General features: G+C 34.3%; 20 protein-coding genes. 8 read left to right on the top strand and 12 right to left on the bottom strand.

The window, feature by feature from the left end; genetic code table 11:
* The 7 genes from BLT80_RS18935 to lspA form a co-directional block, all read left to right on the top strand.
* On the top strand, positions 1–597 hold a 597-nt coding region (locus tag BLT80_RS18935), incomplete at its 5' end, for a T9SS type A sorting domain-containing protein (protein ID WP_139181110.1).
* Positions 598–866: 269 nt separating this feature from the next.
* The gene (locus BLT80_RS18940) at positions 867–3,422 is read left to right on the top strand and encodes a S9 family peptidase (protein ID WP_092471081.1); all 2,556 of its coding nucleotides are present in this window, start codon (positions 867–869) and stop codon (positions 3,420–3,422) included.
* Positions 3,423–3,550: 128 nt separating this feature from the next.
* Positions 3,551–5,110, top strand: a complete 1,560-nt coding sequence (locus tag BLT80_RS18945) for an NAD(P)/FAD-dependent oxidoreductase (protein WP_092470960.1) — start codon at positions 3,551–3,553, stop codon at positions 5,108–5,110.
* Positions 5,111–5,150: 40 nt separating this feature from the next.
* A complete protein-coding gene (locus BLT80_RS18950; protein ID WP_092470962.1) occupies positions 5,151–7,226 on the top strand; it encodes a tetratricopeptide repeat-containing sensor histidine kinase in 2,076 nt (691 codons plus the stop codon).
* Complete coding sequence (locus BLT80_RS18955) at positions 7,216–7,917, top strand: LytR/AlgR family response regulator transcription factor (protein WP_092470964.1); 702 nt, start codon at positions 7,216–7,218, stop codon at positions 7,915–7,917. The genes BLT80_RS18950 and BLT80_RS18955 overlap by 11 nt, the downstream gene beginning before the upstream one ends.
* 565 nt (positions 7,918–8,482) lie before the next feature.
* Positions 8,483–9,376, top strand: coding sequence for an ACP S-malonyltransferase (gene fabD, locus BLT80_RS18960; protein ID WP_092470966.1), 894 nt, complete (start codon positions 8,483–8,485; stop codon positions 9,374–9,376).
* Positions 9,377–9,387: 11 nt separating this feature from the next.
* Positions 9,388–9,891 (top strand): signal peptidase II, encoded by a 504-nt coding sequence (gene lspA, locus BLT80_RS18965; protein ID WP_092470968.1) that lies wholly within the window; start codon positions 9,388–9,390, stop codon positions 9,889–9,891.
* A gap of 10 nt (positions 9,892–9,901) precedes the next feature.
* On the opposite strand, the gene BLT80_RS18970 is transcribed toward lspA, so the two are convergent.
* From BLT80_RS18970 to BLT80_RS18985, 4 genes are all read right to left on the bottom strand, one after another.
* A complete protein-coding gene (locus BLT80_RS18970) occupies positions 9,902–10,093 on the bottom strand; it encodes a hypothetical protein (protein WP_092470970.1) in 192 nt (63 codons plus the stop codon).
* A gap of 189 nt (positions 10,094–10,282) precedes the next feature.
* Positions 10,283–11,560 (bottom strand): metal-dependent hydrolase family protein, encoded by a 1,278-nt coding sequence (locus BLT80_RS18975; RefSeq protein WP_092470972.1) that lies wholly within the window; start codon positions 11,558–11,560, stop codon positions 10,283–10,285.
* 15 nt (positions 11,561–11,575) lie between these two features.
* Positions 11,576–12,595: a UDP-glucose 4-epimerase GalE gene (gene galE / locus BLT80_RS18980; protein WP_092470974.1), complete on the bottom strand. Its 1,020-nt coding sequence runs from the start codon at positions 12,593–12,595 to the stop codon at positions 11,576–11,578.
* A 91-nt stretch (positions 12,596–12,686) separates the two neighbouring features.
* A complete protein-coding gene (locus BLT80_RS18985) occupies positions 12,687–13,847 on the bottom strand; it encodes a DegT/DnrJ/EryC1/StrS family aminotransferase (RefSeq protein WP_092470976.1) in 1,161 nt (386 codons plus the stop codon).
* Between the two features lie 124 nt (positions 13,848–13,971).
* On the opposite strand from BLT80_RS18985, the gene BLT80_RS18990 reads away from it, so the two are divergent.
* Entirely contained in the window at positions 13,972–15,204 is a 1,233-nt protein-coding gene (locus tag BLT80_RS18990; protein ID WP_175455651.1) for a 3-deoxy-D-manno-octulosonic acid transferase, read from the top strand.
* Here the strand turns inward: BLT80_RS18990 and BLT80_RS18995 are convergent, their stop codons facing one another.
* The 8 genes from BLT80_RS18995 to BLT80_RS19030 form a co-directional block, all read right to left on the bottom strand.
* Positions 15,205–15,807: an alpha-ketoglutarate-dependent dioxygenase AlkB family protein gene (locus tag BLT80_RS18995; protein ID WP_092470978.1), complete on the bottom strand. Its 603-nt coding sequence runs from the start codon at positions 15,805–15,807 to the stop codon at positions 15,205–15,207.
* 24 nt (positions 15,808–15,831) lie between these two features.
* Complete coding sequence (locus BLT80_RS19000) at positions 15,832–17,121, bottom strand: T9SS type A sorting domain-containing protein (protein ID WP_092470980.1); 1,290 nt, start codon at positions 17,119–17,121, stop codon at positions 15,832–15,834.
* Positions 17,122–17,184: 63 nt separating this feature from the next.
* Complete coding sequence (locus BLT80_RS19005) at positions 17,185–18,507, bottom strand: M20/M25/M40 family metallo-hydrolase (RefSeq protein WP_092470982.1); 1,323 nt, start codon at positions 18,505–18,507, stop codon at positions 17,185–17,187.
* Positions 18,508–18,509: 2 nt separating this feature from the next.
* Positions 18,510–19,355, bottom strand: a complete 846-nt coding sequence (locus BLT80_RS19010; protein ID WP_092470984.1) for a cyanophycinase — start codon at positions 19,353–19,355, stop codon at positions 18,510–18,512.
* A gap of 1 nt (position 19,356) precedes the next feature.
* Positions 19,357–20,493 carry a PKD domain-containing protein gene (locus tag BLT80_RS19015; RefSeq protein WP_245710302.1) on the bottom strand — a complete coding sequence of 379 codons (1,137 nt, stop codon included), beginning with the start codon at positions 20,491–20,493 and terminating at the stop codon, positions 19,357–19,359.
* 9 nt (positions 20,494–20,502) lie between these two features.
* The gene (locus BLT80_RS19020; protein ID WP_175455652.1) at positions 20,503–21,849 is read right to left on the bottom strand and encodes a PKD domain-containing protein; all 1,347 of its coding nucleotides are present in this window, start codon (positions 21,847–21,849) and stop codon (positions 20,503–20,505) included.
* 30 nt (positions 21,850–21,879) lie between these two features.
* Positions 21,880–23,208 (bottom strand): RagB/SusD family nutrient uptake outer membrane protein, encoded by a 1,329-nt coding sequence (locus BLT80_RS19025; protein WP_092470990.1) that lies wholly within the window; start codon positions 23,206–23,208, stop codon positions 21,880–21,882.
* 3 nt (positions 23,209–23,211) lie between these two features.
* Entirely contained in the window at positions 23,212–26,508 is a 3,297-nt protein-coding gene (locus BLT80_RS19030) for a TonB-dependent receptor (RefSeq protein WP_245710303.1), read from the bottom strand.
* Between the last annotated feature and the right edge of the window lie 80 nt (positions 26,509–26,588).

Below are 26,588 nucleotides of genomic sequence, written 5' to 3' on the forward strand. Positions count from 1 at the left end.
GATATTTTGGTACATCACGGTGCGTCTGACGCTCCAACTGTTGATGTTAATGAAGTAACTGGTCCTGCCATTTTAGTTGACGATATTTCTTATCCCCAATTTAGTACAGGGTATTTAGAACTTCCTACTGCTGATTATACGATTAATGTGTCTACAGCTGACGGTTCAACTGTTGTTGCTGAATATGCTGCTCCTTTAAATACACTAGGATTAAATGATGCTGCTATTACTGTAATTGCTAGTGGATTTTTAGATCCTGCTGCAAATAGTAATGGCCCTGCTTTTGGACTGTGGGTAGCCTTACCAACTGGTGGTGCTTTAGTTGAATTGCCTATGAATCCATTAAGCGTTAATGAATTTGGAATTTCAGACATTAAAGTATTTCCAAATCCTGTTAAAAACGTATTGAATGTTGCTTTAAATGACGTTATAAAAACTAAAGTAAACCTTTACGATTTATCTGGAAGATTGGTTACTACTACAACATTTATAAATCAAACGAATACTCTTGACGTTTCAAAATTAAAGAGTGGGATTTATGTTTTAGAACTTGCTAATGACAAAGGCAAAACAACAACTAAAATAAGCATAAAATAAAAAGTAACTCCTCATTATTTTCACAAAAGGCTATCATATTTGATAGCCTTTTTTTTTGAGGGAACTGCTATTCTTAAATCTTATAGGTTAACAAGCAATAATGATCAACACTAAAAGCGTCATTTAATAAGGTTACTAAAATCATTTTTGAGACTAAAACTTGGCTTAATTGATACGTTAGTCAAATGTTAAATATTTATCAATTTTATAATATTCCGAGTACATTAGTCCAATCAATTCACAAACTCATTTTTAACCAACCATCAAGCATGCAAAAATTAATATTTCTACTATTATTAAGCTTATCATTTAATCTCATAAGTGCACAAACCACAGAAAAAGAAAATCTAACACCAACTCCTAATTATAGAGCTGCCTCAAAATATTCTCCAACGAATTTGGGAAAATTAGTTCATTCAACTTCGGTAAGACCAAATTGGCTAAAAACTGGAAATCGTTTTTGGTACCAGTACAAAACAACCGAAGGCTCTAACTATTATATTGTTGATGCCGACAGTCGTAGCAAAAAAGCACTTTTTGATAACGAAAAAATGGCAAAATGGCTTACTGAAATCACTAAAGATCCATATGATGCTCAGCACTTACCAAGATTTGATTTTGAGTTTGTAAAAAATGAAACTGCAATCCGTTTCTATGTAACATCAACCGAGAAAGTTGATGAAGAAAAAAAAGACGATGACGTAGACGAAGAAAAAGAAAACACAAAAGAAACAGATTCTACAAAAACAGATAAAAAGAAAAAAGGCAAAGCTAAAAAGGCGAAAAAAGTAAATAAAGTGTATCATTTTGAGTATCGTCTTGGCGGTAATGGCTTAACCATTATTAGTAATAAAAAGAAAGAAAAAGAAGATTGGAAAACGTGGGCTAATATAGCGCCAGACAGTTCTGTAGTTTTATTTTCTAAACACTACAACTTGTATTGGATGGATAAGGAAAATTTCTTAAAAGCTGTAAAAAACGAAAAAGATTCTACTATAGTTGAAAATCAATGGACCACCGATGGAGAAGAAAATTATGATTTTGGCGGTAGCAGTCGTGGAGAAAACAATGAAACCAAATTAAAGAAAAAGGACGACCGTAAATCTGTACGTGGTATTTGGTCTCACGACTCAAAAAAGTTTGTATTTCAAAGAACAGATTCTAGACACATTAACGACTTATGGGTAATTAATACCACTTCAGGAAAACGCCCAACTTTAGAGTCTTACAAATATCATATGCCAGGTGAAGATGAGTATTATAAAACAGAACTCCATATCTTCGATATACCTTCAAAAAGTAATATTAAAGTCCAATTAGATACAGTAAAGCAGCAAAGCATTCAAGTGTATCGTGAGCCTAGATTAAAATCGACCTATAACGATGACTTCAACCCTTCATTACTATTATCTAAAAAAGGTAAAATCTATTACAGTACTATTAGTAGAGATCGTAAAAAACTAGATATCTGTGTGGCTGATATTAATACAGGAGAAACGAAAGTATTAATTGAAGAACGCTTTAATACGTATATTGAATCACGTTCATTAGTCTTGTTTAATAACGAAACTGAAATGCTTCATTGGGCAGAACGTTCGGGTTGGGCACACTATTATTTGTATGACACCGAAGGAAACTTAAAAAACGAAGTGACCTCAGGTTCTTATCATGTTGAACGTGCTATTGGTGTGGATGAAAAAAGCAGAACACTTTACTTTACAGCACATGGTATTGCAAAAAATCAAGACCCTTATTTTGAGCATCTTTATAAGATTAATCTAAATGGTTCTGGTTTACAAGCGTTAAACCCTGGAGACTATAACTCTAGTACAGATATGGCAGATTCTAATGCCTACTTTGTGAGTAACTATTCGAGAGTGAATACGGTTCCAAATTCAGAATTAAGATCCAATACCGGTAAGCTTATCATGGAATTAGAAGAAGCCGATTTATCCCAATTAATGGCAACAGGTTATCAATTTCCTGATACTTTTAAAATGAAAGCAGATGATGGTATTACAGATATTTATGGTGTAATGTATAAGCCTTATGATTTTGATGACACTAAAAAATATCCTTTATTAGAATACGTCTATCCAGGTCCTCAAACCGAAGCTGTAAACAAATCGTTTTCTGTTAGAATGGATCGTTTAGATCGAATGGCACAAGTCGGATTTATTGTAGTGACTATGGGTAATCGTGGTGGACATCCAGACCGTTCAAAATGGTATCACAACTACGGTTATGGAAACCTTAGAGATTACGGTTTAGCAGACAAAAGACACGTCGCAGAACAACTTGCAGATCAACATGATTATATTGATATTAATAAAGTTGGAATTTACGGCCATTCTGGTGGTGGCTTTATGTCTACAGCAGCCATGTTAGTGTATCCAGATTTCTTTAAAGCTGCAGTCTCTTCTGCAGGAAACCATGATAATAGTATTTATAACAGTTGGTGGAGTGAAACACACCATGGTGTGCAAGAAGAAATGGATGACGATGGTAATGTAAAATACAAATACCTTATTGACAATAACCAATCTTTAGCACAAAATCTAAAAGGAAATCTAATGCTTATTACTGGAGACGTCGATAATAATGTACATCCTGGAGGCACCATTAGAATGGCAAATGCATTAATAATAGCAAATAAACGTTTCGATTTTATGCTTATGCCAGGTCAACGTCATAGTTTTGGAAACATGACGGAATATTCATTTTGGCTAAGAGCCGATCATTTTAGCAAACACTTTCTTAATACAGAAGCTACAGACATTGATATTACGGAAATGAATAGAGATCAACCAAAAACAAAATCTTAATACAGTTGAAATAAAAAAAACCACGTTAATTAACGTGGTTTTTTTTATGCTTATATGGAAACGTTAGCATTATAACTTATTGCTATCTAAAAAGTTTTGATAACATTTCTTTTCTTTAATTTTGCAATATGATAAAAGCCTTACAACTACGCATTAATTTACAGCAAGAAAGACAACCCGATGGTTTGCTTAATAAAGCAGCCTATGATTTGGGAATGAAATCTTCCGATATTTCAGGAATAAAAGTTCTAAGAAAATCGATTGATGCACGTAAGCGCAATATTATGTTCAACTATAAAGTTGAAGTGTACATCAATGAACCTGTGCCTGAAACTTCAGATTATCATTTTGATTACAAAGATGTCTCTAATGCAAAACCCATTCATATTATAGGTTTTGGACCAGCAGGTATGTATGCCGCATTACGCTGTATAGAGTTAGGATTTAAGCCTATTGTTTTAGAACGCGGTAAAAATGTAAAAGACCGTCGACGTGATTTAAAGGCCATTAACCAAGATCATTTTGTAAACGAAGATTCTAATTACTGTTTTGGTGAAGGTGGTGCTGGCACGTATTCTGATGGTAAATTGTACACCCGAAGTTTAAAACGAGGAGATGTTAGAAGAATCTTTGAAAACCTAGTGTATCACGGAGCAACAGATCAAATTTTAGTTGATGCCCATCCACATATCGGAACGAATAAATTACCAAGAGTTGTTCAAAATATAAGAGAGAATATCATCAAGTTTGGTGGTGAAGTGCATTTTGAAACTCGTGTGACTGATTTCACGATTAAGAACAATAAAATTGTGGCTATTCAGCTTAACAATGACAATGAACTCGATGTTGAAAAAGTCATTCTAGCCACAGGCCATTCTGCAAGGGATATTTTTTACTTATTGAATGATAAGAAGATTAAGCTTGAAGCAAAATCCTTCGCCATGGGAGTTAGAGTTGAGCATCCACAAGAAATAATTGATGGCATCCAATACCATTGTAAAGGTGAGCAACGCGACGAGCTACTTCCAGCAGCGTCATACAGTTTGGTACAGCAAGTGAATGACCGAGGTGTGTATTCATTTTGTATGTGTCCTGGTGGGTTTATAGTTCCTGCCGCCACAGCTAATGGTGAAGTTGTAGTGAACGGCATGTCTCCTTCAAAACGAAATAATAAATTTGCGAATTCTGGAATTGTCACAGAAATTAATGCTGATAAAGACCTCTATAAATACGAACATTTCGGCCCTTTAAAAGCCTTAGAATATCAAAAAGATTTAGAACGTTTAGCCTTTACAGCTGGTGGACGTAGACAATCTGCTCCTGCTCAAAGATTAACGGATTTTGTTGAAGGGAAATTATCTTCAAGTTTAAATGAAACGTCTTATCAACCTGGTTTAAAATCGGCACCATTGCATTCTTTATTACCCAAAATAATTGGGGGATCTTTACGTAAAGGCTTTAAAGCATTTGGAGAAAAAATGAAAGGCTACTATACCGAAGAAGCTAATGTTATCGGTGTTGAATCTCGTACGTCTTCACCCGTAAATATCCCAAGAACAGAGACTCTAGAACATCCTGAAATCACTAATTTATTTCCTTGTGGAGAAGGTGGTGGTTATGCTGGAGGTATTATTTCTGCTGCGATGGATGGTGAGCGTTGTGCTGAAGCTGCTACAGCTCAGCTTTAATAATTTTAGAAACCCCTTTAGCTCAAATCAGTAACAACAAATGAAATTTGTCTATTTTTTAATAGCATTATTTTTTACAACTAACGGTATAGGTCAAGTTAGCATAAAGAAACAACGCGCTATAGACTCGGCATATCAGATTGCTGCTAATCATAAAAAACCAATAGCGATAAGACTTGATGCCTATAGGTATTGTTGTTGGAAAACCATTTATTTAGATTTTAATCAAGGTCTTAAAAATAGCTCGGAGTATTTAGCACTAGCTAAAACCAGTACTGATTATTACTCTATGACTCAGGCTTATCATTTCCTAGGACATTCTCAAATAATGTTAGGTCAATTTGATAAAGCCTCTAAGACCTTACACGAAGGTTTAGACATCTCCATCAAAAATAATAATCATAAAGGTATCGCTCAAATTTATGGTGACTTAGGAAATCTAAATAATAACTTAGGAAATTCAACACTCGCGTTGGAGTATCATTTTAAAAGTTTAGAATACGCTAACAACCACAATCTGACTGTAGAATATGCGAGATCTAAAATAAATATTGGTGAAATATATGAATCTCAAGGCCAGTATAAATTGAGCATAGAAACTTTTGTAGATGCTTTGAATTTTTGTGAGGCACATAATTTCGTAGGATTTAAATCATCGATTTACGAAAGCTTAGGAGATATAAATATTACCATTAAAGAATACGAAACTGCTAAAAAAAATTATACTAAAGCATTAGCATATGCTAAACGTCTTAATAACAATAATAGATTAATTAATTCTTTAAATAAATTAGGTGAATTAAACTTAGAGCTAAACCATCTAAACAACGCCTTAGATTACTACAACGAAGCGTTACACATTGCTATAACGCGAAAAGCTTATGTGCTAGAAGCCAAAGTAAGAGCCAATTTAGCGAATGCAAATCTATTGCAAAACGATACATCGGAAGCGTTAAAAAATATTACCCTTGCTATCAATCAATTTGAAAATCTAAAAATCAAAGACAACTTAGATAGGGCTTACATTATTGCCGCTACGATATATTCTGAAATAAATCAAATAAAAGAACGCAACACCTATTATAAAAAGGCGTACGACATTGCTAAAAACACAAACGAAATAAACACATTAAAGTCAGCAAGCCAAGGCTTAGCCATAGCTTATGAAGAAAGTGGAGATTTATTAAACGCTATTAAATACCATAAAGAATTTGACACTTATAGTAATCAAATAAGAGATGACGATGGTATAAAAGATATTATCCGTTTAGAAATGCAAGATGTTTACAAACAAAAATCATTTACGGATAGTATTAATAAAGCAAATGAAATTAAACTACTACAATACGAACATAATAAAAAAGAAGAACGCAACAAATTAAGAAACTACATTGCTGTATTAAGTATCATGACTCTTATTTTAATTGTGTTATGTGTTACTTATTATTATTTTCAAAACAAGAAAATTGCGCTAGTACTCGCAAAAAAAAACAAACTCATCAACGCTGCTTTAAGTGATAAAGAAATCCTGCTAAAAGAAGTACACCATCGTGTAAAAAACAACATGCAGGTCGTGTCTTCTTTATTATATTTAAAATCCAAGAATACAGAAGATCAAATTACTAAAGACGCTTTAATCGATAGTAAAAAAAGAATAGACGCTATGCAATTGGTGCATCAAAAAATGTATCAAAAAGGGAACTATCAACAAATTGATGTTTTAGAATACTTTAATGATATTGTAGACCTTCTATTAAAACCTATTAAATTACCAGAAGACAGTTTTACTGTTCATGGTAAAGAACTATGGTTAGATGTAGAACAAGCACAAGCCTTAGGTTTTATTTTACATGAATTGATTGCTAATAGCATAAAATATGCTTGGAACAAAACAGCTATTAGAAATGTAGACATCAGTATTATAAAAACCGAAAACAATATTCAATTTAGTTACTCCGATAACGGCAAAGGCTTACCTGAAAACTTTGATATTACAACTACTAAATCTTTTGGCATGAAGCTAATTTATTCGCTTTCTACGAGACAATTACTTGGTAAAACCCAAGTTAATAATACCAAAGGATTAGCTATAAACATTACATTCAATGCCAGATAAAACAAAATCAAAAGTCCTAATTGTTGACGATGATGTATTCATCTCAGAACAACTCAATAGCATTTTAGAAGATTTGGGCTATCAGGTTACAGAAATAGCGTTCAATGCTGAAAGTGCGCTACAGGCTTTAAAGACAAATCCGCCCGACATTGCTATATTAGATATCAATATGCACGGCAGAAATCAAGGGTTTGAAATCGCAAAATACATCAGAGAAAATTTAAATATTCCTTTTATATTCTTAACCTCTTTTGCTGATGAGTCAACCGTTAACGAGGCGTCAAAATTAACTCCGGACGGTTACTTATTAAAACCATTTAATGAAGCGACTATATTTTCTACTTTAAATATTGTACTCAAAAGACATCGTAAAACTAATAGCCATTTTAACATTAAAATAGGTCATGAAATACATAAAGTTAAAGATGATGAATTACTTTTTATAATGTCTGCAGATAAATATATAGAGATACATACGAAAGCTAAAAAATACTTAAAGAGAGACACTATAGATCATTTTATTCAAGAAAATGAGCTTAAAGGAATGAAGCGTGTACATCGATCCTATGCAGTTAAAATAGATAATATTGATAGTGTAAAAGGGTCAACTATTTATATCAACAACCAAGAAATCCCAATATCGAACACCTACAAAGAGGCTTTTAAGAAAGCCTACAGCTCTTTTTTGTAAACACATTCTTATAGATAAATTCAATTCAACGCTATTCTAAAATAAAGTAGCGCTTAGGTGACTGCTATCTCAACTTTCCACGTACAAAACCCATCACTTCGCGACATTTTTTTTCACGATTTCCATTATTGCTCTAATTTTGTTTAGAACGCTCTACCTACTTATTTATGAAAAAAAAATCATTTTTGGTTTTTGTATTAATACTATTTGCAATAGCACTTGTCATAGCACAAAGTTTAATACTATTAGACCTCAACTAACGCAGATGAATTGATACAGTCGTAGACCTAATTTCCAAAAAAATTAAACCCTAAAAATCAAACTGCAGGTATTCATTAAGGAAACAACGCTGACATACATAAAGAAATAAAAAACAGAGCACTTCTTGTTGTAGGGAATAAGAAGTCAGCTTAAAAGGATGCTTTTCAAAAGCATCCTTTTTTTTATGGAACAAAACAGTTATAAATTCTTAATCTAAAAAAGCGAACCAAAGAGTGGAATACATACCATACAAAGGTCTCTTTAATAAATTATTACTATTTTCGCGTCTTAAATTGAAACACAAATGAACGCATATATATTTCCAGGTCAAGGTGCACAATTCTCAGGAATGGGATTAGACCTTTATGAAAATTCACCTTTAGCACAAGAGTTATTTGAAAAAGCTAATGACATTTTAGGTTTTCATATTACAGATATTATGTTTGAGGGCTCTAAGGAAGATTTAATGGAAACTAAAGTAACTCAACCTGCTATCTTTTTACATTCTGTAATTTTAGCAAAAACACTCGGAGATAGCTTTAAACCAGATATGGTTGCAGGACATTCTCTTGGAGAGTTCTCTGCGTTGGTTGCTGCTGGAGCCTTAACATTTGAAGACGGACTTAAATTAGTTTCTCAACGTGCTCAAGCCATGCAAAAAGCCTGTGAATTGCAACCAAGTACAATGGCTGCAGTTTTAGGTTTAGAAGACAAAGTTGTTGAAGACATCTGTAAAACGATAGACGGAGTTGTAGTTCCTGCAAATTATAATTGTCCTGGTCAATTGGTGATTTCTGGTGAAGTTGAAGCCATCAATAAAGCTTGTGAAGCTATGAAAGATGCTGGGGCAAGACGTGCTTTAGTTTTACCTGTAGGTGGAGCTTTTCACTCACCATTAATGGAACCTGCTCGCGAAGAGTTAGCTGCCGCCATAGAGAATACAACATTTAGTAAACCTTATTGTCCAATATACCAAAACGTAACAGCGTCTGCTATTACCGATGAAAATGAAATTAAAGCCAATTTAATTTCACAATTAACAGCACCTGTACGCTGGACTCAATCTGTACAACAGATGGTTGCTGATGGTGCAGTACATTTTACCGAAGTTGGCCCAGGAAAAGTATTACAAGGCTTAGTAAAGAAAATACATCGTGAAGCGGAGACAACTTCAGCTACTTTTGAAACTAACGTCTAAATCTCACTGCTTTGAACAGAACTTTATTTATTATACTGCTTGTAATTTTTAATATTGCCATTGACCAAATTTCTAAGATAATTGTAAGAACTACAATGATTAAAGGCGGAAAAGGTCAAATTAATGTTATACAAGATTATTTCCAACTCATTTGGGTTGAAAACAAAGGTGCTTTTTTAGGCATGGGAAGTGACATGAATCCAACCTTAAGATTAATCTTCTTGTTAGTATTGCCTACTTTGGTTTTAGCTTATGTGACCTATTATATCCTAAAAACAAAAGAGTTAGACCGTATGAGTCTTATTGCATTCTGCTGTATCGTAGGAGGAGGTATAGCCAATGTCTTTGACCGTATTGTATTTGGCCAAGTCACTGACTTTTTCTATATTAATTTAGGTGGTGTATTTAAAACAGGAATCTTTAATGTTGCTGATATGTCTGTTACCCTAGGAATGGTAATTCTACTTTTCAGTGGAATATTTAACAGCAAGAAGAAAGAAAACGTTTCTGTGTAGTGTTTTAAAACTAACGCGCTAATTTACAGTCTTCACAATCTTTAATTTCACCATAATACGTTTCTCTGTATTTATGAAGTGTTTTGTAAGGAATACTTAAGAATTGCTTTTTAATATAGGTAACGTTGGTTAACATTACACCCATTTTTTTCGTGAAGCGACCTTCGGTTTTGGTCTCTCTTTTAATACTAATCAATTTCATGTTGTTCAATTATCATTCCCTGCAAAGCAACGAAGATTGATGACCAACTCCAAGGAATCAGTGTTAAAACCTAGCTAATGGCTTTTGATATTATCATATTGAAAATCAGACACTAAATGAATTAACATATTCGCAACGTTGCTCCATCTCATTTACACATTCAATAAACGAAAAAGCACCTAAATTTGGCTATTTTTTGTAAATAACACCGTTTTTCATAACAAAAACGACATTTTCCATAGTAGAAATGGTTGTTATTGGGTCGTCATTTACAGCAATAATATCGGCTATATAATTAGGTTTTATTTGCCCAATTTGGTCTTCCATTTTCAGCAACATGGCATTGGTAATTGTAGCAGATTGAAGTGCTTCAATTGCAGGCATACCAGCTTCAACCATAAAACCAAATTCCTTTCCATTGTCACCATGATAAAACACTGCTGCATCTGTTCCGAAGGCAATTTTAACTCCCGCTTTGTAAGCTCTTCCAAACATATCTTGAATCTTTGGACCAATGTCTAAAGCTTTAGGTACAATGATTTCTGGATAATACCCAGATATCTTTGCTTTGTCTGAAACAAATTTCCCAGCTGATATCGTTGGCACCAAATACACATCGTGTTTTTTCATTAATTCCATAGTCTCAGCACTCATTAAAGTACCATGCTCAATAGTTTTAACTCCGCCTAAAATAGCACGTTGCATGCCTTCATCTCCATGTGCATGTGCTGCCACATGAAAACCGTAATCCTTAGCGGTCTCGCATATCGCTTTAATTTCTTCTATTGAAAATTGTGGATTCTGGCCGCTTTTAGCCACACTTAAAACTCCACCTGTTGCTGTTATTTTAATTAAATCTGCACCATTCTTGTAACGTTGTCTTACGGCTTTTTTAGCATCCTCTACTCCATTCACTACGCCTTCCTTTGGTCCAGGATCACCCATAAGATTTTTACTCGAACCGTTTGTTGGATCTGCATGACCACCTGTCGTTGCTAATGATTTACCTGCCGTAAAAATTCTTGGTCCATCAATTTTCCCTGCGTTTATAGCATTTCTCAAGGAGATATTAACACCAGAGCCGCCTAAATCTCTAACCGTTGTAAAACCACTCATTAAAGTAACTTTCGCAAATTTCACTGAATTGAAAGCCACATCAGCTTCATTCAAAGTGTATTTATTGAGATAAGATTTTGAACTCGTTTCACCTTCAAGATGCACATGCATATCTATTAAACCTGGCATAACGGTTTTAGATTTTAGATCAATTGTTACATCTTCAGAATTTGTTGGATTGATATAACCGTTTTCAATTGAAATAATTCTATCTCCAATAACAACTATCGTTTTCTCTTTAAGTACTTTTCCAGATTTTGTATCAATTAATTTACCACTATGTAAATATGTACTTTGTGCTGTAAGCGTTACTCCACAGAGCAATACTAAAATTCTAAGAAAAGTTTTCATATGTTAGGATTTAGTTTATTTCGTTCTAATTTTCTGTTCCCACTTCCAAGCGGAATCCATAGCATCATCTAAGTTTAATTCTGTTTTCCAACCTAAAACACTGTTTGCTTTAGACGTTTCTGCATAAGCTGCAATGACATCACCCTCTCTTCGATCTACTATTTTATAATTTAAAGATTTCCCTGAAACACGTTCAAATGACTGAACAGCTTCTAAAACCGTACTTCCTGTTCCGGTTCCAAGATTAAAAAACTCATAATTCGAATCATTTTTATCATTTAACAGACGTTGTAAAGCCAAGACATGTGCTTTTGCTAAATCTACCACATGAATATAATCTCTTACACAAGTACCGTCAGAGGTTGGATAATCCCCTCCAAACACAGATAATTGCTCTCGCATACCGATAGCCGTTTGTGTTATAAAAGGCACTAAGTTTTGCGGAACTCCAATTGGTAGTTCACCTATTTCTGTTGAAGGATGCGCTCCAATTGGATTAAAATAACGTAAAGCAATTGCTTTTATATCTCCGTTAACGCGACAGGTATCTCTAATAATTTCTTCACCAATCTGCTTTGTATTTCCATAAGGAGACTCAGCAGGTTTCACAGGTGCATTTTCCGTAATTGGTAATTCATCTGCTTGTCCATAAACGGTGCAAGACGAACTAAAGATGAAATTCTTATTACTCAAACCTTTTAATTCTTGAAGTAAATAAACCAATGTAGTTATATTATTTTCATAGTACATTAAAGGCTCGGCAACACTTTCTCCAACCGCTTTATTAGCTGCAAAATGAATGACACCAACAATATCGTTATGACGTTTAAAAAAATCTTGAACGTCTGGTTTTACTTTTAAATCTAATTTCTCAAAAATTGGTTTTTTGCCCGTAATAGTTGTGATACCATCTAAAACTTCAATTGAAGAATTAGATAAATTATCTATAATTACGACTTCGTAGCCCTCGTTTTGTAATTCTACTACGGTATGCGATCCTATAAACCCTAAACCACCTGTTACTAAAATTTTCATGTGTTTTTTATATAATTTTCTCAAATGTCACATGCTGTTCACTATTAATCAACCCATTGGTTGACAAAGCTCTTAACATGCTCGTTTTATATTATTTATTTGAATCGATAAAACTTAAAACTGTACTTGTAATGCATTCAATTTGTTCATCATCTAACTCTGTATGCATTGGAAGCGAAATCACAGATTTAATTAACGCATTTGTAACCGGAAAATCTGATTCATTGTAGCGATCATCCATATACGCTTTTTGTCTGTGCAATGGAATTGGATAATACACTCCACAAGGGATATTTTCTGATTGTAAGTGTGCCACTAAAGCATCTCTATCCACTCCTTTTAAATTAAGTGTATATTGATGAAACACATGGCAGTCACAAGTATCACAAATCCCTTCGCACTCAGTTAAACCAGAAGGAATGGTAATATTTGGATGATTATTAAAAGCCTCATTATATTTTCTTGCCGTATCTCGTCTTGCATTATTGTATGCATCTAAATGTGGTAATTTAGCATCTAAAACAGCCGCTTGAATAGAATCTAAACGTGAATTTACACCAACAACATCATGATGATAACGCTCGTACATTCCATGATTTACGATACCTCTAATTGCATGTGCTAACTCATCATCATTGGTAAAAATAGCTCCACCATCTCCGTAACAACCTAAGTTTTTTGATGGAAAAAACGACGTAGAAGCTACATCACCTATAGCTCCTGCTTTGGTTTTACTACCATCTTTATGTGTGTAATTTGCTCCAATGGCTTGTGCATTGTCTTCAATTACGTACAAGTTATGTGCTTCTGCTAAAGCCATAATAGCATCCATTTCTGCCGGAAGTCCAAATAAATGAACAGGAACAATAGCCTTAGTTTTTGGCGTAATTGCTTTTTCAATCGCAGCGACATCGATATTGAATGTTACAGGATCGACATCTACTAAAACCGGAGTTAATTGCAATAACGCAATAACCTCAACAGTGGCAGCAAATGTGAAATCTGCGGTAATAACCTCATCTCCTGGCTGCAAACCTAAACCCATCATGGCAATTTGTAATGCATCCGTTCCGTTAGCACAAGGTATAACGTGTTTAACTCCTAAATAATTTTCAAGATTTTTTTGAAACTCATGTACTTTAGGTCCATTGATAAAAGTGGCATTATCCATTACTTCTTGAATCGAAGGATCTACTATATCTTTAATTTTGGCATATTGACTCTGAAGGTCAACCATCTGTATTTTTTTCATTGTGAAGACTACATTTTAGTGTAAATATAAAAAAGCGTAAAGCTATTAGCGAAAATACAAAATTGTAAGCGCTATGACAACGCAATTAATTGAAAGAAATGTATTTTAGCACAAATCTTTGTTTTTGAAAGGACTCTATTCTATAGGAATTTACTTAGCTAGTTTTGTTGTTAAAATTGCAGCTTTATTCAATTCTAAATTGAAACAAGGTGTCATTGGCAGGAAAAACACCTTTTCTAAGCTAGAAAAGACCATTACACCACAAGATAAAACCTTTTGGTTTCACTGTGCATCATTAGGAGAATATGAACAAGGTTTGCCCGTTTTTGAAGCTTTAAAAGCTAAACATCCTAATTACAAAGTGGTGTTATCCTTTTTTTCACCTTCTGGTTATGAAGTTAGAAAAAACACAAAAATCGCTGATGTTGTTGTTTACCTTCCTCTAGATACTACAGCAAATGCTAAACGGTTTTTAGATTTGGTGAATCCAGATTATATCCTATTTGTGAAATATGAAATCTGGCCTAATTTTCTACATGAAATCAAAAAGCGTGACTTAAAAGCAATTTTAATTTCTGCTGCGTTTCGGAAAGATCAAGCCTTTTTTAAATGGTATGGAAGCTATGCAAAGTCTGCTTTGTTTGCCTTCAATCATATTTTTACACAAAACGAAAATTCTAAAACATTACTTAATAGTATTGATTACAATGCTGTTTCTGTTTCTGGTGATACACGATTTGATCGGGTTTCAAATCAATTAAAAGTTGACAATACGGTTTCTTTTATTGAAAAATTTAAAGATGACAAATTATGTGTGGTCTTTGGAAGTTCTTGGCCAGATGATGACAAATTATATATGGATTTCATAAATTCGAATTCAGAAGTAAAGTTTGTAATCGCTCCACATAATATAAAGGCCAGTTACGTGGCTTCTTTAAAATCGCAATTAAACGTAAAAACGATTTGTTATTCAGAATTAACTGAAAATCAAAATTTAGCCGATTACAAGGTCTTTATTTTAGACACTATTGGCTATTTAAGTAAAGCTTATAGCTATGCAGACATTGCTTACGTTGGTGGAGGCGCAGGAACAACTGGTTTGCATAACATACTAGAACCTGCAATATTTGGAATCCCAATTCTTATAGGAAAAAATTATGAGAAATTTCCAGAAGCTAAAACGCTTATTGATTTAGGAGGAGTTACTAGTTTGGCTAGTTCTTCAGCCTTCAATGCTTCTTTAAACGTTTTAATTACTGATGATGTACTGAGAAAAGAGCAAGGTAAGATTACTAAATCTTATATTGATTCTAATATTGGTGCTGTTGTAAAAATTATGGGTTATTTAGAATCCTAATTAAGATTCTATAGTCCGAAACGTTAAATTTATCCTTGGTATTTTTACTTTTTTAGTTGGAGGTAAGCGATGCAACCAATGGGTTTGGGTAGATCCTTTCATTACCAACAAACTGCCTTTTTCTAATTGAACAGAAACGTTTTGCTTAGTCTTTTTATGTTTAAATAAGAATCTACGTTCTGCACCAAAACTTAAAGACGCAATGGCTCCATTCTTTTTTAAATCCTTTTCGCCATCACTATGCCAAGCCATACCTTCTTCTCCACTGTGGTATAAATTTAGTAAGCATGAGTTAAAAGTTTCACCTGTTTTGGCTTCTACCATTTGCTTGAGCTCTAAGAGCTCTTTATTCCAAGGCAATGCCGATTTTGTGGTTTTGGAATAGGTATAATCAAATGGTTGATCTCCATACCATGCCACTTTTCGTTTCGTGATAATTAGTTTTCCAAAAATGATCGCTTTATCATTCTCCCAATCAATATGTTGAAGTAATTTTTTGTAATATTCTTGTGCTTTTTCAATAGTCATTATGGAGCCATAATAATTGACTTCTCCATCAAATGGTAAAAGATTAGCATCTATTTCAGAATTAAATAAGTCCATTGTTTCAAAATCAATACAACCGTTCTATTTCTTCACAAGTCTTAAAACTTGAGTAGCAGAATCACTTTTCAATTGTATAAAATAAATTCCAGAACTTAAAGATGCTGTATTAATAGTATTATTGGATTGTAATTTTACAGGAATCGTATTTCCTAAAATATCTATGAGTTGAATTGATTTTAAGACCACATCAGATTCTATTTGAATACTATCTACAAACGGATTTGGATATACTTTGATGTTAGCTATTTCAAATTCTGAAACGGATAACGTACATTGTGGATTAGTACCAGCTACTGATGTAAATACACCATTATCGACAGACCAATCTCTCCATTCTCCTCCACTACCTGTTTCCCAATCGGATAAATCGAAATAATTAACACCAGTTTCTGTTCCTGGTACTTTATAGACTTTAATGGCTTCACCATTTCTATTCCATGTTAAAGGAACGCCTGCCGTACAATTTTCAGGTTCAAAATCAGTTACACAATTGGCTTGCAAGAAGTACACAAACTCATCATAAGCAGGATATTCTCCATACACATAAGCTTTACCATCTGCGCCAATACAAACAGCTGTGTATTCATTACACCCTATCCCAAAAGAACGCGTACCGTTATCTGTTGCTAGTCTAGCTAATAATACGCTATGTCTCGCTCTTCGGTCTGGATTGTCGTAATGTGAATCTGTAACCAGGTTATTCAAATTTGGAATATCTAAAAAATCATTTTCACCAATAGCGACTCTTGGATGGTATGGGTTACTTAAAGCGACTTCACTAGACAAGGTTCCGTATTGTGCAGAAAAATAGTTACCTCCTAAAATAGCCAAACCAGCACTAGTACCACCAATGACTCCTTGTTTGGTATTCACAAAGGTATTTAGCGCGTTTTCCATCGCATTATCTTTAAAATAACTGACATAATCGTATTGATCGCCTCCTGCGAACCAAATGGCTTCTGCATCAGCTACTTTTTGCAACACATAAGGATCTGTAGCGCCAGCAACGTTATTGATAACAAATGTGGTTACTGAATTAATTGGTGAATTTAAATCTGATGCTAAATCCGTATAAAAATAATCGTTATAACCGTCGCTTCCAGATGCTCTAAGAACTACAACATCTCCACCATCTGCTTTATTTAAAAACCAAATCATGGCATCTTCTTGCTCTGTTGCTCCTCCCATTAAACAAACTCCTGCTTCATGATAAGTAATAGCATCTGCATTACTTCCTGTATGATATTCTGTGTAGTTTTGAGCAAAGCTTATTTGTAAGCTCAGTAAACATAATAGGGTAATTTTTTTCATGTGTTCTTATTTAATATTCTTCTTAAAATGAATGCTTTCAACCTAATCCCTAATACCTAATGCCTATTTCATTTTTGAATTCACTAACCTGTACATCAAAACTGCGGTTATTTTTGCTTGTATTGCCACTGTATTTAAATCACCGGATTCATTAATTGTATGGTCGTCTCCACCTCCTGTAAGTCCTAAACCATCGATTGCCATATCTACATATTCTGACGTGAATGAAATATCCGCAGCACCTGCATTTCTTGGATTTACAGCTTCTACAGCTCCGAAACCTAAATCTTGACTTACAGTGTTATAATATCCCAATAACTTTACATTTCCATCGGTTTTTGTTAATGGAGGATACGCTCCTGCTGAAAAGGTAAGTTCTGCTTTCGTTTTTGGATAATTTTCAGAAACAATCTTTTCCATAGTTGCTTTAGCTTTAACTAATTGATCTAAAGACACCGCTCTTAAATCTCCTCTAACAATAACGTCTTGAGATACCACATTCGATTTTCCAAAGGCATGTCCTCCCGTTCCGTCTTCATCGGGTTGTAACGTTGTACCACCAATAATGAAACCTGGATTAAAAGTTAAATCTTTTTCTTTAGCTAACTGAACGTAGAATTCATTTAAAATTCTAGACGTTTCATATATGGCTCCTGCTCCAATAGCTTCCGTAAAAATTTGTGAAGAATGTGCTGGATTTCCATTTACTTTGAGTTGCCAATCTGCAGAACCTCTTCTAGACACTACAATCGTTTTTGGATTATTATCTCCATTTTCGAAGCCTAAAGCAATATCTGCTCGTTTTGCGGCATCGATTAAAGCTTTTTTAGACAACTCTAAAGGATCTCCACTTTTTTCTTCGTCACCCGTCATTACGATTTCTATAGACATATCATCTAATAGTCCGGCATCATGTAGTGCTTGCATGGCTAAAATGATGATAACATCACCACCTTTCATATCGGCAACTCCTGGCCCTTTCATTATTGAATCGTTAAGCATGGTGTAGTCTTGAAAAGGACTATCCAATTCGAAAACGGTATCCAAATGACCAATCATTAAAAATTTTGGTCCTTTCTTCCCCTTTCTTGTAGCTATTAAATGTCCGGCTCTACCATAAGCATCACCATTTGTTAATTCGGTTTTAAAGCCTAATTTATCTAATTCCTTTTGAAATAAACGTCCTACGGTTTTTACACCTTCGAAATTCATAGTACCACTATTAATATTGACTGATTCTTTAATCAAGTCAATAGCGTTTTCCGAATGCTTATCTACCGCTTTTATTATGCTTTTTTCTTTTCTGTTATTTTGAGAAAAACCTAAAAGCGAAACGCATAAGACGGCAATGAAAAGTGAATTTTTATAATTGGATTTTAAAATCATGTTTAATCTATTTTGAAAGTTTCTCCTGGTAAATATATGTTCAAAATAATGCCGTGAGCACCAATTTTGTCGTTAAATGTGGTTTTAGATGTATCTGGGTTTTTAAAAACGACAACCTGAGATTCGCCAACGACTTCTACTGTCTTACCTGATACTAAAATGGCTGTGGATTCATCAATACCGACTCCTGTGAGTTCAGGATATTCAATAATTGCCGTTAATAAACGGTTATATCGGCTTCGATAAACAAAATGCTGATCAACAATAATAGTTGTTATGAGTCCTAAGCCTGTTTTAGTTTCTATATTTTCAGATTCTAAATGGCGATATGTTGCGTTATATTTAGGATGTTTCAACTCAGTACCTGTAATCATCATTTCACTCATTACGGCTGCTCCTGCACTTGTACCTGCAATTAGAGATCCGTTTTCATAGGCTTCGTGAATTAAGACTTCAATTTCTGTACCTTGAACGATATCCATAAATTTATTTTGATCGCCTCCTGATATATAAATCAATTTTGCGTTTCGGATGGAATCTAATTTTGAAACGGTTAACACTTCGTCTTTAATAAAATTTAAACCATAAACATTATTAACTCCTAACTTATAAAATTGATTGGTTGCATAATAAGCTGAAGAGTCGGGTTCTGAACTGGACATGGGCAATACAATACCATAGCCTCCTTTATCAATACCGGATTCTTTAACCATACGATCTACCATAGATGCTGGTCTTGAACCACCACCTATGATAAAAAGTTTTCCGTTGATGTCTATTTCTTGGGCGCTACTCTGAAGCGCATACCCAAGACATAAACTTGCTATTAATAATCTTTTTAAATTCATTTTATTCTAATTCTCCAATAACAATTCCTCTAGTATCAGCAGAATGTGTAAACCATGCTTCTGGACTAGAACCATCTAAATTAGCACGCATCATGACATCTGTACTACGATCTCCCCAATAAATTTTATTGTCATTAGCATCGTAACCTATTCCGTAAACAACGCGACCAATATTAACTGCTAAAGTTGAAATCCCAGTACCATCTAAATTTGCTGATTTTAATCTAATATCACCTGAAGCAACATACTCATCATAATAGATTTTATCACCTACGACTAAAATACTTCCACCTTCAATAGCTGGAATTAATTCTGCTTCACCTGTACCATCAAGGTTCTTCACCCAAACACCACCATTATAATTAATCCAATAGAGTTTTCTATTTACAACGTCTACTGAAAGTCCGTCTGGATCATTAGATTGTCCTGTTGCAAAATCTTCAACTTGATTAACATCAGAATCATCAATACTCCCTCTTTGAATTCCAGAACTAGTATCCCAATACAATTGGTTGTCTTGGTAATCTATAGACATTCCATTAGGGGAATCAAGTCCAACTCTAAAATCCTCAAAATCACTACCATCTAAATTAGATCTGTAAATTTTGTTCGTCCCCAAATCACTGATATAAAGCTTATTATTAACCTTATCCATAACCATTCCGTAAGACGATTGCACAGCAACGCCACCTAAAGGTGTAAAAATTGGTGCTTCCGAATTAATTAAACCCTCATAAACTTGGGCTCCATCTGTAAAAAACATAGGAACTCCCGTTGCACTTGGATCTCTAATCACAATCGTTTTAGTGGTTTCGTTGATTTCTAACGAACCAGACGTTGTTACGACTAAATTCACGCTATAAGCTCCGGCTTCCGTATATAAATGTGTTGGATTTTCATCTGAAGTGGATTGTCCATCCCCAAAATTCCAATAATAAATTACCGAACCTACGGTTTCTGGTACGATAGAATTATTAGTAAAGGTTACCGTTGCAGGTGCAAACTCGTCATTATCTATGGTATAACTATAATCTGGTACTGTACTTGCTGGTGGCACAGGATAATCGTCGTCGGAACACGACTGAAACATCCCAACTGTAAGCAGTAGAGCGACTATATAAATTAAGTTCTTCATCATTTTAAAGTTTTATTTTATTAATGCGATTCCTCTAGGACTTGAAATTCCTGTTCTTAAAACGACCTTATCTGTACCGTCTAAATTGGCAGAGTATAATTCTCCCGAATCACGACCAGACCAATATAATTTTCCAGCTTCATTATCAATTTGCATTCCGTAGATTCTAGAACCACCATCATCAATAGTTTGAATATTTGTGCCATCTAAGTTGGCAACTTTCAATAGTTCTTCATTTTGATCGTCGAAATAAATCTTGTCGTTTACCGTATCTACTAAAATAGCGTAGCCATAATTTCCGGTGATAATAACATTTGGATCTGTGCCATCTAAATTCACTTCATAAATCTCTTCGATATTAGCGTCATAAACATACATTTTGCTATTCTCTACATCTAAAGAAAGTGCTCTCCAAGAAACTCCCGTCATTGAGAAAAATCCAATTTCTGCACTAGAACCATCTAAGTTTGCTTTGGATACATTACCAGCGTCATCTACCCAATAAATTTTATTTCCAGGAACATCTAAAGCAATAGCATAAGGATCATCAATATTAGATGCGATAGCTTCGATACCTGATCCATCAAGATTCATTCTCCAAATATTTCCAAAAGGAGTTGTATCAAAATCGCTAAAATATAATTTTTCATTTACCGCATCGTAAGCCATACCAACACCACCTTTTCCGACAGCATTGTACACATCGCTAACCGTACCTGATCCATCTAAGATTAGTTTTCTAATGTACTCGTCACCAATTGCCATATAATATAATTCGGCTGGATCTTCTGGTGCTTCACCAATCACAACGTCTTTAGTCACCGTTTGAGAACCAAAAGCTGTACTTGCTGTTAAACTCACTGTAAATGTACCTGAAGAAGGAAACGCAAACAATGGACTTTCTTCAGTTGATGTTGAGTTGTCAGCATCTCCAAATGACCAAGAATAACTATCTGCACTTACAGACGTATTTGTGAATTGCACAGGAATCGTTGCAATAAGATTTTCTTCATCTTCTACTGTAAACGACGCAGCAGGTGTTACTGTAATTTCCATATTAGAAATTGTAGAACCACCAGAACCTGTAGAAACCAAACTCACTAAAAAGATATTACTAGTTTCGTAAGATTTTCTAGGCGATACTTGGTTTGATGTTGTACCATCTCCAAAACTCCAAGCATAGGCTGTGGCATTTTCTGAGTTGTTTACAAATTGTATTTCTTCTCCAACAGCAACTTCCATTGCACTAGCAGTAAATTCAGCTTGTGACTGTGGAGGTAATGGATCATCTTCTTCGCATGTAAAAAATGTGAACGATAAAAAGGCTATAAAAATGTAGCTTAAGAAATTAGTTTTCATATAATTTGTTTTAATCATGATCGTTAGTTTTTAGTATCCTGGATTTTGAACCATTCCTGGATCATTATTGGTTTGTATTTCGTCTGAAGGAATTGGAAAAAGTGTTTGATTTGTACCATTTACATTTGGCAAAACAGCAATAGCACGATCTGTTCTTACCAAATCGAACCAACGTTGCCCTTCAAAAGCAAATTCTATACGTCTCTCTTTTTCAATTAGTCTTTGTAGTTGTGTGATTCCAGATTCTGATGTTGGCTGTAAATTTGCTCGTAATCGGATGTCATTGATATCAGATTGTACCGCTGAGACATCTGGACTTGGCAAATTGGCTTCTGCTTCTGCTCTCACCAAATACATATCTGCTAGTCTTAAAACAATGAAGTTATCGGCTCCTAAACTTAAATCATCGTATTTTATAGCATACGCTTTATCACCTTCAAAAGCAATACTAGCTTCAAATCGTTCATCATTTGCTTCATAAGCATCTAATAAGTTTTGAGATGGTTCTACTTCACGTCTTCCGTTAAGTGATGTTGGAAAGTTATACTCTGAAATACGGTTTCTTTCTAGCTGAGAGAATGAAATTTCGAAAATAGATTCCGCAGATTCATCATCAGCGAAGATGTCGTTATAATTAGGTAAAAGCGTATAACCACCTTCTGCAATAACTTCTGAAGCTAATGTTTTAGCATGAGGATAATCCTTTTTATACAAATACACTTTTGCCAATAAGGCTTTTGCAGCATATTTAGAGGTTCTCACTTTATTACTAGAAGCTGGCAAATAATCTGATGCAAACATAAGATCATTGATAATCTGGCTGTAGACTTCTTCTTCGGTATTTCTAGGCACATCTAAGTTACCTGTTCCAACTGTTGGTGTGACTTTAATAGGTACTCCTCCAAAATAATTCAACAAATTAAAATGATTTAAAGCTCTAATAAAATACAACTCAGCTAAAGCCGCATTCTTTTCTTGGTCTGACATGTCTGCAATTGATGGTACTTTAACAATGACATTATTTGCAACGTTAATACCATCGTAAGCGAGACTCCAAATACCATCTACAGAGCCATTTTCTGGTAAAATGCTATTATTATCAACTTCCGCATATTCTGTTGCTGTTGCATCAACTGGATGTGATAAATTATCTGAAGCTAAGTCTGAAAATATTCCGAAAGTTCTTCCATAATAACTCAAACTTTGAAACGACGCATAAGCACCTAAAATACCTTTATCAATATCGTCCTTAGTTTTAAAAGCATCTTCTGCTGGAACAGAATTTTGAGGTTTTACCTCTAATACTTCACACGATAGCGCTGTAACTAAAATTAAGGTTATATAAATTATCTTCTTCATCTTTTAAAATTTTAAATTAACACCTAATGTGAATACTTGCGCTTGTGGATAAGTAAAGAAATCTGTACCAATAACAGAGTTATCATCACCTCTATAATTCACCTCTGGATCCAAACCAGAATAATTAGTAAACGTGAATAAGTTCTGTGCGCTTAAATACACACGGAAACTTGAAAACATCGTTTTTTCCATTACACTTTTATCTAGTGTATAACCTATCGTTACGTTTTTAACTCTTAAATAAGAACCATCTTCTATAAACCGAGATGACACACGTTTATTTTGTGCTGAAGCAACAGGATCTGTTGTAGCTCTGGGAATATCAGTAATATCTCCGGGTTGTTGCCAACGTCTTGTAATATCTGCTACTTGATTATCTCCACCTTGCAATGATTCTAAGAATAACCTAGAACCATTAAATACATCGTTTCCGTACGATCCTTGTAAAAATATGGTCGCATCAAAACCTTTATAGGTGAAGTTATTAGTTATACCATAAATGAAATCTGGATGTGGATTACCAACAATGGTTCTGTCTGCTGACGTAATCTCACCATCAAAATTAGTATCTGCATAAACGATATCACCTGTAGAAGGATCTACTCCTAATGATTTGTAACTATAGAAAATTCCGATGGGTTGTCCTTCCATAATTCTATTACCACCACGACCAATATCATCGATTGGCTGACCATTGTAAAGTTCTAACACTTTATTTCTATTACCCGAAATATTGAATTGTGTACTCCATGTAAAGTTCTCTTTAATAAAGTTTCGAGTTTCAATAGACAGTTCGATACCTTTATTTTCAACTTTACCAACATTTTCTGTTATTGAAGAAAATCCTGAGCTTGAAGGCAATGGTCTACTTAATAATAAATCGTTGGTCTGTTTGTTGTAGTAATCTGCTGTTAATGTAATTCTGTCTTCAAACAAACCTACATTAATACCAATATTTAACTGTGCTGTACTTTCCCATTTTAAATCTGGATTAGGAATATTGCTTGGGTAAATTGCTGGCTGACCATCGTAAGATGTATTTCCGTAAAGTTCTGAAAACAGAAATGGACTAATATCATCGTTTCCTGTAAGACCATAACTCACTCTAAACTTCAAATCTGAAACAATGTCTTGATCTTGTAAAAAATCTTCTTGAATAGCTCTCCATGCTACAGAAGCTGCTGGGAAAAACCCTGTTCTATTATTCTCACCAAACTTTGTAGAGGTATCAAAACGACCTGTAACAGAGGCTATATATTTATCATCGAAGTTATAATTAAGTCGCCCTAAATACGATCTTATACCTTCGTCTGAAGCATTAGCCGAAGCAGAAACAATAGTTGCTGCCGAGCTGATATATTCTAAATTATCATCTGCAAAATCTTGTCCTCTAATGAACGATGATCTGTATTGATACTTCTCAAATGTGTAGCCTACTAGGGCTTCAACTTTATGTTTATTGAATTTCTTTTTATACTTTAAAAGATTATTCGATACAATGTTTGATACATTAGAATAGGCTTCAAAACCTAAACCATTATATCTTGCTCCTTGAACGGTTTGTGTGGATTCATAAGAATGTTCTCTAAAATTTAAGAAATCAACTCCCCATTTTGTACTAAAGCTTAAATCTTCAATAATTTGCCAATCTAAATAGGCATTAGAATTGGTTCGGTATGAAAAATTTTCACTGATAGCTTCGTTAGCAATTGATAGCGCATTAGAATAAGGCCCACTCTGATTGTAAGAACCATCTTCATTATAAACCGAAAAAATAGCAGGTGTAGAAATTCCATTAGGTAATGGACCATGTAAGGTCTGATCACTTTCAACACGATTTGTTTTAGCATGTGTTAAACCGATACTTGTTCCTATTTTAACTTTATCAGATAATTGATGATCAACGTTAACACGCGCATTCATTCTTTGATAATCTGTTCCTATTAAAATTCCTTCTTGCTCTAAAAATGTTCCACTAATAAAGAACTGTGTTTTTTCTGAACCTCCTCTTGCAGAAGCTTCATAACTGTTTATAGAAGCCGTTCTAAAAATAACGTCTTGCCAATCTGTATCAACCGTATTATTTGCTATATCCTCTGGAGTAAAAACAGTTGTGCCCGCCAAATCGTTTCTGTATTCCATCCATTCTTTAGCGTTTAACATGTCTAACTTATTCCAAGCTTGTTGCACACCAGAATAGACATTAACACTAACTACCGATTTTTGTTCCTTACCACGTTTTGTTGAAATTAACACAATTCCGTTAGACCCTCTTGCTCCATAAATAGCTGTTGCAGAAGCATCTTTTAACACACTAATAGACTCAATATCACTTGGATTTAAATCTGAAAGCGCACTTGCACCTTGACCAGAAAAGCTTAATTGACCAAAATCACCCGAAGTTACCGGAATGCCATCAATAATATAAAGTGGTTGATTAGAACCGCTAATTGAACTCAATCCACGAATTCTCACTGACATTTCGCCACCAGGTGTTCCCGAATTTTGTTGCACTTGTACACCAGCGGCCTGACCTTGAAGAAGACCATCTACAGAAGGCACCGGTAAATCACTAACCTGACTCGATTTAATAGACGTTACAGCATCACTTAATAATGATTTTTGCTCTGTTCCGTAACCGATAATTACAATTTCATCTAAGGCAGAACTATCAGTTAACATCTTAACTTCGACATAGAAATTATTTGTGATATCAATTTCTTGCGTTGCAAATCCGATATATGAAATCACAATAAATGTCGTGTCATCTGGCACTGTTAAACTAAAATTACCATCAAAATCTGTAGCCACACCAAAATTAGTTCCTTTCGCTTGAACCGTTGCTCCTACTAATGGACCACCTGTATCATCTAGAACTTTACCTGTTATGGTTTTTTCTTGTTGGTTTGTTTTTTTACTCGCTTCACTTTGGCTGCTAGGACTTTCTTTAATAATTACTTGCCTATCGTTTACTTTATAAGTAAGATTGGTACCTTTTAATGCGGAATCTAAAATGACAGTGACAGATGCATTTTTTACATTTAAAGTGACATTATATTTTAGAACATTGTCTTTGTAAAAAAATATAAATTCACTTTTACTCTGTATGTCCTTAAATAGTTCCTCAAGTGTAACGTTGTTGACGTTTACATCTATTTTTGTCTGTGCAGCTGTGGTATTCGCAAAAGCAGAACTCAGACCAATGGTTATTAATAGTAGAAAGACTCTCATAATATTTACCAAATAGTATCTTAAAGATTTTACACTTCGCGAAGCGTAAAGGTTCTCATTTTTATTCATAATTTTGTTTTAGTGGTTAATATTGCTGTTTTATGCAGTTGTATTGATTTTTTAGCTAGAGGATGTTGGCGCATCTTCTA

Origin of the sequence: Winogradskyella thalassocola (assembly GCF_900099995.1) — a bacterium.
GTDB lineage: Bacteria > Bacteroidota > Bacteroidia > Flavobacteriales > Flavobacteriaceae > Winogradskyella > Winogradskyella thalassocola.

Bases quoted from the DNA above. Each gene is read 5' to 3' on its own strand.
- BLT80_RS18940 (WP_092471081.1), top strand. From the start codon at position 867: ATGCAAAAATTAATATTTCTACTATTATTAAGCTTATCATTTAATCTC.
- BLT80_RS18945 (WP_092470960.1), top strand. From the start codon at position 3,551: ATGATAAAAGCCTTACAACTACGCATTAATTTACAGCAAGAAAGACAA.
- BLT80_RS18950 (WP_092470962.1), top strand. From the start codon at position 5,151: ATGAAATTTGTCTATTTTTTAATAGCATTATTTTTTACAACTAACGGT.
- BLT80_RS18955 (WP_092470964.1), top strand. From the start codon at position 7,216: ATGCCAGATAAAACAAAATCAAAAGTCCTAATTGTTGACGATGATGTA.
- fabD (WP_092470966.1), top strand. From the start codon at position 8,483: ATGAACGCATATATATTTCCAGGTCAAGGTGCACAATTCTCAGGAATG.
- BLT80_RS18970 (WP_092470970.1), bottom strand. From the start codon at position 10,093: ATGAAATTGATTAGTATTAAAAGAGAGACCAAAACCGAAGGTCGCTTC.
- BLT80_RS18975 (WP_092470972.1), bottom strand. From the start codon at position 11,560: ATGAAAACTTTTCTTAGAATTTTAGTATTGCTCTGTGGAGTAACGCTT.
- galE (WP_092470974.1), bottom strand. From the start codon at position 12,595: ATGAAAATTTTAGTAACAGGTGGTTTAGGGTTTATAGGATCGCATACC.
- BLT80_RS18985 (WP_092470976.1), bottom strand. From the start codon at position 13,847: ATGAAAAAAATACAGATGGTTGACCTTCAGAGTCAATATGCCAAAATT.
- BLT80_RS18995 (WP_092470978.1), bottom strand. From the start codon at position 15,807: ATGGACTTATTTAATTCTGAAATAGATGCTAATCTTTTACCATTTGAT.
- BLT80_RS19000 (WP_092470980.1), bottom strand. From the start codon at position 17,121: ATGAAAAAAATTACCCTATTATGTTTACTGAGCTTACAAATAAGCTTT.
- BLT80_RS19005 (WP_092470982.1), bottom strand. From the start codon at position 18,507: ATGATTTTAAAATCCAATTATAAAAATTCACTTTTCATTGCCGTCTTA.
- BLT80_RS19010 (WP_092470984.1), bottom strand. From the start codon at position 19,355: ATGAATTTAAAAAGATTATTAATAGCAAGTTTATGTCTTGGGTATGCG.
- BLT80_RS19015 (WP_245710302.1), bottom strand. From the start codon at position 20,493: ATGATGAAGAACTTAATTTATATAGTCGCTCTACTGCTTACAGTTGGG.
- BLT80_RS19020 (WP_175455652.1), bottom strand. From the start codon at position 21,849: ATGAAAACTAATTTCTTAAGCTACATTTTTATAGCCTTTTTATCGTTC.
- BLT80_RS19025 (WP_092470990.1), bottom strand. From the start codon at position 23,208: ATGAAGAAGATAATTTATATAACCTTAATTTTAGTTACAGCGCTATCG.
- BLT80_RS19030 (WP_245710303.1), bottom strand. From the start codon at position 26,508: ATGAATAAAAATGAGAACCTTTACGCTTCGCGAAGTGTAAAATCTTTA.